Annotated in this window: 13 protein-coding genes; 5 read left to right on the top strand and 8 right to left on the bottom strand. The window is 39.9% G+C overall.

The genetic code is table 11. The features are described 5' to 3' along the window. Positions 1–76: 76 nt before the first annotated feature. The 4 genes from PL8927_RS20165 to PL8927_RS20150 form a co-directional block, all read right to left on the bottom strand. Entirely contained in the window at positions 77–748 is a 672-nt protein-coding gene (locus PL8927_RS20165; protein ID WP_083625130.1) for a glycosyltransferase, read from the bottom strand. Between the two features lie 54 nt (positions 749–802). After that, positions 803–1399, bottom strand: a complete 597-nt coding sequence (locus PL8927_RS20160) for a glycosyltransferase (RefSeq protein WP_083625127.1) — start codon at positions 1397–1399, stop codon at positions 803–805. 1 nt (position 1400) lies between these two features. Next, a complete protein-coding gene (locus PL8927_RS20155) occupies positions 1401–2252 on the bottom strand; it encodes a hypothetical protein (RefSeq protein ID WP_083625126.1) in 852 nt (283 codons plus the stop codon). A 430-nt stretch (positions 2253–2682) separates the two neighbouring features. Beyond that, positions 2683–3132 (bottom strand): SRPBCC domain-containing protein, encoded by a 450-nt coding sequence (locus PL8927_RS20150; protein WP_083625124.1) that lies wholly within the window; start codon positions 3130–3132, stop codon positions 2683–2685. A gap of 62 nt (positions 3133–3194) precedes the next feature. Here PL8927_RS20150 and tilS point away from each other — a divergent pair, with 62 nt between their 5' ends. From tilS to PL8927_RS20130, 4 genes are all read left to right on the top strand, one after another. Then, positions 3195–4217 carry a tRNA lysidine(34) synthetase TilS gene (gene tilS / locus PL8927_RS20145; RefSeq protein WP_083625122.1) on the top strand — a complete coding sequence of 341 codons (1023 nt, stop codon included), beginning with the start codon at positions 3195–3197 and terminating at the stop codon, positions 4215–4217. 52 nt (positions 4218–4269) lie between these two features. Next, complete coding sequence (locus PL8927_RS20140; protein ID WP_156093262.1) at positions 4270–4668, top strand: hypothetical protein; 399 nt, start codon at positions 4270–4272, stop codon at positions 4666–4668. 108 nt (positions 4669–4776) lie between these two features. After that, a complete protein-coding gene (locus PL8927_RS20135; RefSeq protein ID WP_083625118.1) occupies positions 4777–5340 on the top strand; it encodes a zinc ribbon domain-containing protein in 564 nt (187 codons plus the stop codon). A 128-nt stretch (positions 5341–5468) separates the two neighbouring features. Beyond that, positions 5469–8612, top strand: a complete 3144-nt coding sequence (locus tag PL8927_RS20130; protein WP_083625428.1) for a transglutaminase family protein — start codon at positions 5469–5471, stop codon at positions 8610–8612. Positions 8613–8743: 131 nt separating this feature from the next. On the opposite strand, the gene PL8927_RS20125 is transcribed toward PL8927_RS20130, so the two are convergent. Both PL8927_RS20125 and psaM read right to left on the bottom strand, forming a co-directional pair. Continuing rightward, positions 8744–9181 carry a slr1601 family putative cell division protein gene (locus tag PL8927_RS20125; RefSeq protein ID WP_083625116.1) on the bottom strand — a complete coding sequence of 146 codons (438 nt, stop codon included), beginning with the start codon at positions 9179–9181 and terminating at the stop codon, positions 8744–8746. A gap of 419 nt (positions 9182–9600) precedes the next feature. Further along, positions 9601–9696, bottom strand: a complete 96-nt coding sequence (gene psaM, locus PL8927_RS20120) for a photosystem I reaction center subunit XII (protein WP_083625114.1) — start codon at positions 9694–9696, stop codon at positions 9601–9603. Between the two features lie 462 nt (positions 9697–10158). On the opposite strand from psaM, the gene PL8927_RS20115 reads away from it, so the two are divergent. Further along, positions 10159–10857, top strand: coding sequence for a DUF475 domain-containing protein (locus PL8927_RS20115; protein WP_083625112.1), 699 nt, complete (start codon positions 10159–10161; stop codon positions 10855–10857). 46 nt (positions 10858–10903) lie between these two features. Here the strand turns inward: PL8927_RS20115 and ndk are convergent, their stop codons facing one another. Further along, positions 10904–11353, bottom strand: a complete 450-nt coding sequence (gene ndk, locus PL8927_RS20110; protein ID WP_083625427.1) for a nucleoside-diphosphate kinase — start codon at positions 11351–11353, stop codon at positions 10904–10906. Between the two features lie 159 nt (positions 11354–11512). Further along, positions 11513–12697 carry an RNA-guided endonuclease InsQ/TnpB family protein gene (locus PL8927_RS20105; protein ID WP_083625110.1) on the bottom strand — a complete coding sequence of 395 codons (1185 nt, stop codon included), beginning with the start codon at positions 12695–12697 and terminating at the stop codon, positions 11513–11515. Between the last annotated feature and the right edge of the window lie 91 nt (positions 12698–12788).

Raw genomic sequence — 12788 nt, 5'->3', positions numbered from 1 at the left:
TTAGATCAAAGCAACCGAGTTTCTTAACATTCCATCGTGATTTTAGCCAGAAACTAACCCAAAACCGGGTTTCTATTTAGCTGGATTTTAAATTCAAGCTATTAGCCGATGGAGTTTCTGAACTTTTAGAATTTTCAGGTTTTTTAAGGGGAGTCTTCGTGACAAATTCTAATAAATTAATCATTTTCTGGGTATAAACTTCACGAGAATATTTGTCTTGATACAGGCGTTGAGCATTTTTAGCTTTTTGTTGAGCTTCAGTTTCATTGCTTAATGCTTCGATAATTCCCCGTGCTAAATCTTCCGGTTCGGGTTCAACTAAGAAGGCTACAGTGTCATCTAAAACCTGAGTATGAGAATAAATTCGAGTGGCGACTAAGGGAATTCCACTGGCTAATTGTTGATAGACTTTTAACGGGGTATTGGTTCCACTGCGACGGGGTGATACTTGAACTTTAGCACGGTTGGCATAATTTTGAGCTAAAGATTGTTCAAGCCGACCTGTAAATAAACATTGTTTTGTAATACCCAATTCCGTCGCTAAATTGGAGAAAGATTGAGTTTGTTCAGCACTTCCACCTACAATTAATAAAAAGGCTTCGGGATCAGCGTTAACCACAGAAACAAAGGCTTGAAGTAAAAGATCAATGCCTTGATAGGACTCTAAAGTTCCCGCATAAACAACTAAATGTTTTTGGAAAATAGTGGGTGAAATTCCTAATGCTTTTTCCACATCTGATAAGGTCATGGGCTGCTCTCCTGGTGATTAACGTTTGGTTTGAAAGGGTTAAAACGATAAAATTTAAGTGGTTTTCTGGGAAACTTTCACTTCATCAAAGATCGAATTTTCAATCAAGAAAACTTTTTGTTTATCCCCAATAACTCCCACTGCATAATTATATAAACTGGGACAGATGGTAATAGTAGCATCGGAGGTATGTAAACAAGCATCTTCCATTTTCTTGAATAAATCAATTAACCATTGAGAGGTGGTAAATCGAAAGTTTGTTAACTGTTCAGGAAGACTAGAGTGCATATCATAAATTAGGCGGAATTTAAAAATGGGTTTAAATAACGCACAAACAAAGATAGCTTCTTCATGAGCATGAACAAAATCATAGCGATTTTTGATCAGTAATGCCAACGTCCATAGGGTAATGAAAATATCTAAAAATAACTTCAGTTTTGAAGGGCCGATTTTAACATTTCCAAACATCGGAAAACTGGGAATTCTAATGATCCGAACCCCTGGAATGTCTACGTCTTCACCTTCGCCATAGGTAAGTAAATCAATATCAACCCCTAATTCGGCTGTAATTAAGGTGCGGTAATAGACACTAAAAGGAGTCCCACGAGGGGTATAAAAGGGTTGGGGCGAAATCACTAATGCTTTCATCATTTTATCCTTTTTTTCTCATCCGTTTAACCAGTTGCATCGCAATTTGATTGCGAATAAAACGCAGAGGAGTTTCCTGGGTTCCATAGTTTTGCAGTTGAGTATTAGGATCTAATAAAATTTCCTTAATACTTTGGGCGGGTTTATGGGGATCAATTGATCCTTGAATGGCAAATCCAAAACTTCCCGGTCGCCAAGATTCGGAAGCAAAAGGGAGGGGATCAGTTCCTGGTAAAACTTTTAATCCCTGTTTTTCTGCTTGTTTAAAATAAACAGGTTGAGTCCAAAACGTAGGACGGCCGCCGTTGTCTCCTAGAAATAAAGGAAAGGATTCTTTTTGTTCTAATAAACGGCTAATAATCGTTCCCCGTTCTCCCATCCACTTCCCGAAACCCCAAGGCAGAACGGGAATACCGCCTTTATCAATGACTTTTTGAATTGTGGAATCAATGGGTAAACAATCCGCAAATTCGTCAGCCGTTAATAGGGCGAGAACTTCCAGATTCTCGGCGGTGACAATTTGACGACCCGCAAAAATAAAAATACCCTGTCCCGTTGAATGTTTGGCGTAGACAGAGCAGTTTTCTTCTGTTCCTAAAAGGCTCCAATCTTTGAGCATTAGGTTGGAATTTCCCTCTTGCTTTGTCGATTGAATCAGTTTTTGGAAATAATGATCCTGAGCGGTTTCTGTTAAAAATAGCAGGGCTGTTTCTGCTTGGGAATACCCAGAATTTTGAGCCGTGGCATTAAAATTTTTTAGTGCCGCATCTAAAAATTGCTCTAGGTCATAGCAGTCATAAATATGAACATGAGCATCAGCCCAGATGGGTTGCGTTGGATTAGTTGAGGTCATCATAAATCAACGTTTCTGAGTCCGGTGAAGATTAACTCTACTGATACTATACCCCTTTTATCTAACCGCTTTACTTGAATTTAAGAGGAAGAAATAGGGGGTATTTGATATTGATTGTAGAACCTCTGGAGTCAGAGATCATATTAAAAGATTCAGCAGGAACTAACCCTGATTTTAGGGATATTTTCCTCTGGGCTTTTATTTTTTTTGGGAGATCAGGGTACGGGTATTATCTAACTCAGGTGTTAATCCTATCCTCGATCCTCCGTAAAAGTCACGGGGTTTTTGTGAAGAATTAATACATTTCAGCCGTTTTTCTGTAAAGATTTTGTAAAGATAGAGGTTAGCACTGAAACCGATCAACAAGTGTTAACCCGTATTGACACGGAACTTTTTACAGTTAACCGTCAACCGTCAACCGTTAACCCTCACCTTAACGACTTCCACTTCCCCGTCGTTCCACATACTCTTTTAACTCATGGGCCATGCGTTCCATCCCCCGTTTTTCATCCCCTTGAATAAACGGTAAAAATACACGGGTCAGCCACCCAGAAAACTCCTGGTGATGAATATATTTAGTCCGTCCGATGCCAATTTCTTGAAGTTCAAATCGGCTTTGGTTACGAAACCCCGGAATTTCTGACCTCCAACCTAAGCAGATTTCCGGTTGTAACACCTGTACCAACGGTTGAAATACTGTTTCTTCTTCCTGGGGACTCCGACGCACCGCTAAGGTCACTTCTTGGTTTAAAATAAACGGTTGATTGGGATCTCGATCCCATAGAAATGTATTCCAGTTAAACCAATATTGTTTTTGATATAAGGCATACCAAACTTTTCGTTTGGAAGCTTCAATCTGAATTTCTGTGTATAAACTTTTCATAGAGATTTACAATAGTAAATTTTTCCTAATCCTAGATTAACCTGTTTTTAGCAGACTATAAAATGTGGACTTTATTACATACTCAACTCCATCGTACCCTTCGCTCTCGTCAACTATTACCTGAATCTCAAGGTTTATTAGTGGCGGTATCGGGGGGACAAGATTCGTTATGTTTAATTCAATTATTATTAGATTTACAACCGAAGTGGAAGTGGCAAATTGCCATCGTTCATTGTGACCATCGTTGGCGTTCTGACTCTCAAGCCAATGCGGATTATATTGAACAATTGGCTCAGGGTTTACGGGTTCCATTTTATCGAGAAACTGCCGATATTATTCCGCCTACAGAAGCCGCCGCTAGACAATGGCGTTATCAGGTTTTTAGTCAAATTGCCCAAAGGAATAATTATGCTTATATTGTTACAGGTCATACGAAAAGCGATCGCGCTGAAACACTACTTTATAATTTAATTCGAGGCAGTGGTTCCGATGGTTTACAAGCTTTAACTTGGCGACGTTCTCTCAAATTAGAATGCCCTGATCTGAATTCATTATCGGCAAATTATATAACCTTAATTCGCCCTTTATTAGAGATTACTCGTGAACAAACCGGGCAGTTTTGTCAAGAAAAAGGGTTAGAAATTTGGGTAGACAGTACCAATGATGATTTACACTATGCTCGCAACCGAATTCGGCAAGAACTTTTACCTTATTTACAAACCCACTTCAACCCTAAAGTTGAATCTCATCTCGCACAAACAGCCGAATTATTACGAGCAGAAGTTGACTATTTAGACTCATTAACAGAAACTCTATTTCAACAGGTTGTTGTCTTGGAAACAGATAGTCAAAAAATATTAAAAATCAATCGTTTGGCTTTACGTCAAACCCATGAAGCCTTACAACGTCGAGTTAGCCGTAAAGTTTTACAACAGGTTATGTCAACAACCCCTAACTTTGAACAAATTGAAAAATTAAATGCTTTAATTTCAGCCCCCAACCGTAGCCAAACAGACCCGTTTCCTGGAGGGGCGATCGCCCTTGTAGATGGAGATTGGATCGTCTTTACTCTGAACTTTAATTAAACTTAAATTTCTCCCGCTTGACAAAATTATTCGTCAAGGTAAATATAATTTTATGACAATTCGATTTTTAGGAGAGGAACCCATGATCATGAGCCAGTTGGGGATCAATAAATTCGTTTCTATCTTGTTACTATCGGCAACAATATTTGCCCCAGGAATCAGCCTAACAGCTTCAAAAGCGATCGCACAATCGAAATCTTCAACATTTACAATGTCCAATGGCAGCAAACAAGTGATTACAGAGTTTTATGCCTCCCCTCCCAGTACATCAGATTGGGAAGAAGATATTCTCGGTACTGATGTTCTATCACCTGGGGAGAGTGTAAATATCACGATTAATGATGGCCGAAGAGACTGTTTGTATGACTTCCGAGTCGTTTATGAAGATGGTCATGAAGTGATTGTCACCAAACAAGAGGTTTGCGACGGTTCAGAATACACTTTTGAATAACTTTTGCTCTCGGCAATTTCTAATACAATTGTTAAGAACCTTGCTCCTTTGAGAAACACGACCCTACAATGCACAGTAGAACAATAAAATTGACAAAGGAGCCTTCCTATGGCATATCTGTGCGAACTAGGGGCGGGTCAAAGAGTTTATTTAGAAAATCAGGGTGTACAAACCCTTGTCACCCTGATTAGTAGTAGTCCAGGACAACAGCAGCAAGCCAGTAGCAGTTTTACAACAGGAGTTTGGAGTTCACCCCCCCAGGTGTTCCAAACTCCTCATGGTATGGTGCTGAAATTGACATCGGAACAGGGGGAAAAAACGTTACAAATTCAAGGCAGTAGCGTTACTATCATCAGTGGAACGCCATCACAGAAAGACTCAGAAGAACTGCCTGTGCATGAAGTCACCAGTTTACCCGTTTCCCCCATGCCGGGAATAGAACCGATGGAACCCATGAGTCCCATGAAAATGAGTCCCATGGAACCCATGAAACCCATGAACCTGAAAATGGGGGATATGCAGATGAGCATGAACCCGATGGAAATGCGAATGGGAAATATGGAACTGCGAATGGACTCACCTGCACCGAATAAACAGAGTTTTTGTAGTCAATGTGGAACATCGGTAAAACCAGAAGACCGATTTTGTTCCAATTGTGGACATCAATTATAAGTAATTACGAATTACGAATTACGAATTACGAATTACGAATAGGGAATGGGGAATGGGGAATAGGGGATAGTAATCATTTAACAGTCAACCGTCAACCGTTAACCGTCAACAGCCAACCGTCAACAAAAATGTCTATTAAAGTTAGTCTGAACCACCAGATTTCCTATCAGTTTGAACGTTCTGTTATTCTGGGCCCTCAGACGATTGGGTTACGTCCATCTCCCCATTGTCGGACACCGATTTTGAGTTATTCCCTCAATATTTTTCCTTCTGACCATCAACTGACTTGGTTACAAGATCATGATGGCAATTTTTTGGCTAGAGTTAACTTTCCTCAAACCACTGATTCTTTAAAAATTGAAGTTGATTTAATTGCCCAAATTCAACCGATTAATCCCTTCAATTTTTTTATTGAACCCGATGCTTCAAACTATCCGTTTCAATATGAACCGCGCCTTGCTCAAGAACTTATTCCCTGTTTAGAGATTAGGGAATCGGGAGAATTACTGAATGAGTGGGTTAAAATTCATCAAAAAAATGATATTTATACCCTTAACTTTTTACTAGATTTGAATCAAAAGTTAGCCCAAAATATTGAATATCAAGTTAGATTTGAACCCGGAATCCAAACTTGTGAAGAAACCCTTCAGAAACAAATGGGTTCCTGTCGAGATACAGCCTGGTTATTAGTTCAAATTTTACGTCATTATGGATTAGCGGCTCGATTTGTTTCGGGATATTTAATCCAACTCAGTAATGATATTCCGCCTTTAGATGGACTACCGGGGCCGATTCATGATAATGCTGATTTACACGCTTGGGCGGAGGTTTATCTACCCGGTGCAGGTTGGCTGGGATTTGACCCGACATCGGGTTTAATTACCGCAGAAGGTCATATTCCTTTAGTCTGTGTTGCTGACCCCCTAGAAGCTCGTCCGGTTCAGGGAACCTTTGAACCTTGTGAATCAAAATTAGACTTTTCGGTAACGGTTTCTCGCTATCATGAAATTCCCAGGGTAACTAAACCTTATAGTGAAGAACAATGGCAACAAATTAACCATTTAGGTGAACAAGTAGAGGAAAATTTACAACGTTTAAATATCGGTTTAACAATGGGAGGAGAACCGACATTTGTTTCAATTGATGATTTTGAATCTTCGCAATGGCGAATTGCTGCATTAGGAGAAGAAAAACGTAAATTAGCCGGACAATTGCTGACCCGTTTACAAGATAAATTTACTCAAAAAGGCGGATTACTTCATTATGGATTAGGCAAATGGTATCCGGGGGAAGTCTTACCCCGTTGGGCGTTAGGCTGTTATTGGCGAAAAGATGGAATTCCTTTATGGCAAAATCCAGAACTCTATGCTCAAGAGGATCAAAATTATGGTTATACACAACAGAATGCTCAGATTTTTATTGAAAAATTAGTTAAAAATTTAGGAGTAAAATCAGACTGTATTATTCAAGCTTATGAAGCTGAATCTAATACTATAGCCGGATATACGTTACCGATTTTATCAATATTTAAAGGCGAAAATATTCATTGGAGTAGTTGTCAATGGCGACTTCCTACCCCCAACAGAATCGAACTTTTAGCTGGGAATTCTCCGATAGGATTTCGCTTACCCTTAAGTGCTTTAAATTGGCAAGATGATCAACTCGAACAGGAGGCGGTTCTTCCCTTAACTCATTCGCCGATTATTCCCAGTTTTGAACCCTTAGAATCTCCCATTAATTCTATTCGAGTGGCTTTAAGTGTAGAAGCCAGACAGGGAAAAATTCACGTTTTTTTACCTCCTATAAGCTCGGCGCGAAGTTTGGTTGATTTAGTCGCCGAGATTGAAAAGACTGCCTCCGAGCTTCAATATCCGGTGATGGTAGAAGGATATACACCCCCAGCTAATACAGGAATTATCGGCTTTCAAATTACCCCAGACCCAGGAGTAATTGAAGTTAATATTCATCCGGCTTCTAACTGGGAAGAATTAGTGGAAATTACCACAATTTTATATGAAGAAGCGAGATTATGTCGTTTAGGAACAGAAAAATATTTATTAGATGGACGACGAATTCCTACGGGGGGAGGTGCCCATGTTACGATAGGCGGAAAAACCGTTGATGATAGTCCTTTATTACGTCGTCCCGATTTATTAAGAAGTTTAATTACTTATTGGCAAAATCACCCCAGTTTATCTTTTTTATTCTCCGATTTATTTGTCGGGCCGACCAGTCAGTCGCCGCGTGTAGATGAAGCCAGACATGAGAGTTTATATGATTTAGAAATCGCCTTTCAACAGTTAAATTCTCAAGAGAAAATTTCTCCTGAATTAGTAGATAGATTATTAAGAAATTTGTTAATTGATGTCACCGGAAATACTCACCGTTCAGCGTTTTGTGTTGATAAATTGTATCCGATTGAAAACCCTAGAAATCAATTAGGATTATTAGAATTTAGAGCTTTTGCCATGCCTCCCCATCCCCGAATGAATTTATTACAACTGTTATTAATTCGGGCGTTAGTCGCTTGGTTTTGGGAAAAACCTTACAGCTATCCGTTAATTCGTTGGGGAACAACTCTACATGATCGATTTATGTTACCCCATTATTTAGGAGAAGATTTAAAAGCGATTCTAGGGGATTTAAAAACCGTTGGATATGACTTTAATTTTGATTGGTTTGCCCCATTTTTTGAATTCCGTTTTCCGCGTTGTGGAGAAATCACAAAAGAGGGGGTTGAGTTAGAACTACGTCATGCTATTGAACCTTGGCACGTTTTAGGAGAAGAAACCGCATCGGGAAATACCGCCCGTTATGTCGATTCTTCGATGGAAAGACTACAAGTTAAATTAAAAAATGCGTTAGGAAATTCTGCCAATATTGATAGTTATTCGGCTCGATATATTGTCACTTGTCAGGGTCGTCCGATTCCTTTAAAATCTACTGGAAATCCGGGGGAATATGTGGGAGCCGTGCGATTTCGGGCGCGACGATTTACATCTTTATTACATCCCTCTATTGATCCCCAAAATTCCTTGATTTTTGATATTGTTGATACTTGGGCAGACCGTTCTATTGGCGGATGTACTTATTTTGGGAATTCTCCCAATGGTAAAAGCTATCAACAATTCCCGGTTAATCATCGAGAAGCAGAAAGCCGAATGTTAGAACGATTTATCGCGATGGGTCATACTCCAGGATTGATGAAAATTCCATCTTTACACTTAAATCCTGAATATCCTTTAACCTTAGATTTACGCCAAATTATATAGCAGTTCTAAATAGGTTTTAATATTTTATTGTAGGGGTGATGTCCCTCCAAACCCTCTTTATATCTGGGTTTGGAGGGACATCACCCCTACAGAATTTTTTCACAAATCCTACACGGATTGTTATATAACTTCTATTCCAAATCGGCATAGTTGGTGGGTTCATCTGCTAATTCAGCCGTTTCCGTTGGACGTTGTTCTAAGAATATAATCGGCTTTTGACTCGGATCAATTCGGTTGCCTTGTTCCTGCATAATACTTTTAGTTTGCTGCGGATCAAAATAGCGACTAAATTCTTCCTTTTCTTTGATTACCCGTTCTTCTGTCATTTTCACTTCAGCCCGAATATCTTGAACTTTTTCTGAGGCTGAACGATGTTGAGGCAATATCTGAATGAGTGCAGATAGGGAAAAGGCAGATAAAATCAAATTCACTCCTAACTTGACGGTAGTTTCAACAGTCAGGAGGCGACGGTTACGGCTGAGTCGGTGCTGTGAAATTCGAGGCGCACGCCGACGACTAGAGGGGGAAACAGGTTGAATCTTTTGGGGAACAGGTCGAATCGCAGACATGATCTTTTAAGTCACAAGAAAAACATGGGAAGGTTGGAAGCCTCGTCTATAAGCGAGCGAGGAGGAAAACCGACTCAGGAGAATTTATTCTCCGTGAATACTAGATTAGGAATCGACAAAAATTGTTGTATTTGCCGATTCCTGGTTTTTTTGGTATTTCTACCCCACTGATTTCTCAGGTAATGTTAGCTTCGCCAATGTTATCAGTCGGTACTTTCTCGAAAGCACTGTCTTACCCCTCGTAAAACTGTTTAACTTTCAAGTTTTAGAGCTTGGGACTAGCTACGCATCCCAAGGTAAGAACTTTAACGCTTCCCGATAACGTAGCCAGTTAAGGCTTAGGCTGGTCAGCTATCCAAATCAGAGGCATGAAGCCCCGTCTCTTTAGAGCGGGGTGCTGACCAGTAAGTTCCAAATTTCTATTTATACAGTTCTGTGGCCAGACGGAAAGCTAAAATTCCAGGGATCAAGGCAACAACCAGGGCAATAAACACCTGAGTATCTGTTAATGCCATTTTTGAATAGCTCCTTCATAAATTGAGATAATCGTTCCCCAATGTCAACTAATTTGGGCATTTTGGGAAGGGTATTGTAACAAAAAGTTGAAAAAGGCTGTTGACTGTTAATTGTTGACTGTTGACGGCTAGGGGCGGAATCGCGCTAAAAGCCTGGAAATAAATTTCAGGCTCAAAGCTAAAACCCGTTAAAACGGGTTAATGAAGAATGATCTTAGTCATCTAAAGATGACTTTAGCTTTTAGCCCGAACTTGAGTTCAGGGCTTCGGAGACTTAAGTTGACACTCCTTGGGGGTTAGCCCGCCCCTACGACTGTTGGTTGTTGACGTAGCACTTCTTCTCCTCTTCTCCCCCTGCTCCCCCTGCTCCCCCTGCTCCCGGTGCTCCCCCTAACCAGCCCCGAAAATGTCAAACTCCAATATAATCTAAAATAAGGACACTATAGGAATTATCAATCGTTAATGTTAGATCTTGATCACGTTTTTGAATTTTCTCGGAATTTAGAGTTAAATCTACTTGTATTACTGCCGATTTTAATTGCCCTAGAAGCCGTATTGTCTGCTGATAATGCTATTGCCCTCGCTTCTATTTCCTGCGGATTAGAAGATCCAAAACTTCAAAATAAAGCTCTGAATATTGGGTTATTGTTAGCATTTATTTTAAGAATTCTTTTAATTTTAACAGCAACCTGGGTAATTAAATATTGGCAATTTGAGTTATTAGGAGCCTTGTACTTACTTTGGCTAGTCTTCCGATATTTTACCAAAAAAAGCAAGGAAAATGACTCAGAAGAAGACGTGCGTTATCACTCTTTTTGGCAAGTTTTACTCCTAATTGCTGTTACGGATCTTGCCTTTTCCCTCGATAGTGTTACTGCCGCGATCGCTATTTCAGATCGAGCTTGGCTGGTAATTACCGGGGCAACAGTGGGGATTATTATCCTGCGATTTATGGCGAGTTTATTTATTCGGTGGTTAAAAGAATATGTCTATTTAGAAACGGCTGGATATTTAACCGTTGGTTTAGTCGGATTACGATTATTACTACGAGTGATTGATCAAGCTTTAGTACCGCCGGAATGGTTAATGGTTGTCCTAACCCTGAGTTTATTTGTTTGGGGATTTTCTCAACGAGTTGAGGAGTCTCCCAGTAATTCTTAATCGTTAACGGTTAACGATTGATTGTTAACCGCTAACACCCAGAAAACTATTCAACTAACCAAGGTTTAATCGTCGGTTCCCAATTGGCTAATTCGGCATCACTAAACCATAAGCTGATTTCGTTTTGTGCGGTTTCAAGGGCATCAGAACCATGAATAATATTGCGACCAATATTGATCCCAAAATCTCCCCGAATGGTTCCGGGTTCAGCGTTTAACGGATTCGTAGCACCGATGATTTTACGCGCAGACTCCACCACACCATCTCCTTCCCAGACCATTGCCACAATCGGGCCAGAAGTAATAAAAGACACTAAACTATAGAAAAAGGGTCTTTCTTTGTGGACTGCATAGTGTTTTTCTGCTAATTCCTGAGAGGGGATGAGCAGTTTCAGCCCCACTAGGGTAAACCCTTTGGTTTCAAAACGCCGAATAATTTCGCCCACGAGTCCACGCTGAACGCCATCGGGTTTAATCGCAATAAATGTCCGTTCCAAGGGAATCTCCTTAACTGTCATTAAAGTTCACAATTAAGATTACCGTATCCTTGGTGACAGATTGCTAGTCAAGGGGGAACTTAACCCGTTACACTGTCTGATGGTTGGTCAATGCCAAGGTTGACACTCCCCGCTCTGAAGAGACGGGGATTCTACATTCTACGTCAGAATTTGCTCTAGCAGGTTTTCACCAACCAGAGTAGAGATTCCAACTCCTGTAGCGTTACTTCGGGATTGCCCATCCCTAGTTTGTTTACCAAGATTGAGAATATTTATTGCAGCATTTGTATCTCTATGAAGTTCGCATCCACAATTACAAACATGGGTGCGAGTTGATAGAGATTTTTTCACTATTACCCCACAATTAGAGCATTTCTGTGAAGTGTAATGAGGTGCAACCGGAATTGCTAATTTATCAAATTTAGCTGCAAAATATTCTAACCATTGTCGGAACAAATACCAACTGGCATCACTAATTGATTTAGCTAAACAGTGGTTTTTAACCAAATTCTTAACACTTAAATCTTCGTAGGCGACTACATCGTTTGATGTGCATACGTTACGCGCAATTCTTTTAGCGTGTTCATTCCGTTGCCGACTTACTTTTAAGTGTTTTTTGGCGTAAACTTTTCTAGCTTTCCGTCTACCCGATGAACCCTTAACCTTTTTATAGATTTGTCTCTGAGATTGCTTAATTGATTGTTCAGCTTTCTGGTGAAATTTAGGATTAGGTTCTTGATAGCCGTTAGAGTCTGTGTAAAACGACTCAATGCCAACATCAAGTCCAATTTCCTTTCCTGTTTTGGGTTGAATATCGGTAACGGTAATATTAAGACAAAACTGGCAGTAATAGCCGTCAGCACGACGAATTAATCGCACTCGGTTGATGTCTTTAACATCGTAAGTATGGATATCCCATTTTCCCAACAATTTAAGTTTACCAATACCATTTTTATCAGTAAAAGTAACTTGCCTTTTGGTTGGGTGTAACTTCCATCCTGATTTCTTGTATTCAACGGAACGGCAATCTTTCTGGAACTTAGGATATCCTTTTTTGCCAGAAATCTTTTTCTTACAATTGTCGTAAAAACGACTAATGGCAGACCATCCCCGTTCTGCTGCGGATTGGACTGCCGTTGAATTCAGGTCATTAACAAAAGAGAATTCTTTTCTGAGAGTTGTGGAATATCGGTTCAAGGCAAATCTATCAATTTTAAACTCTCTGGAATTATCCATCCAATATCTAATCGCTTTATTGCGAACGAATTGAGTTGTACGAATTGCTTGATCAATCGCTTTGTATTGCTCAAGCTTGCCTTTAACTTTGTATTCTAAAACTATCATGGAAATCTCCTGTTTTCGACCTGTTTATATGTTAACATAAATCAGGAAAATATTCACGGGGAATAAATTCCCCTGAGTCGTTTTTCATCTC

It is taken from the genome of Planktothrix serta PCC 8927, assembly GCF_900010725.2.
GTDB lineage: Bacteria > Cyanobacteriota > Cyanobacteriia > Cyanobacteriales > Microcoleaceae > Planktothrix > Planktothrix serta.
The sequence above is the reverse complement of the archived record's forward strand: the minus strand, read 5'-3'. Positions and strand labels throughout refer to the sequence as shown.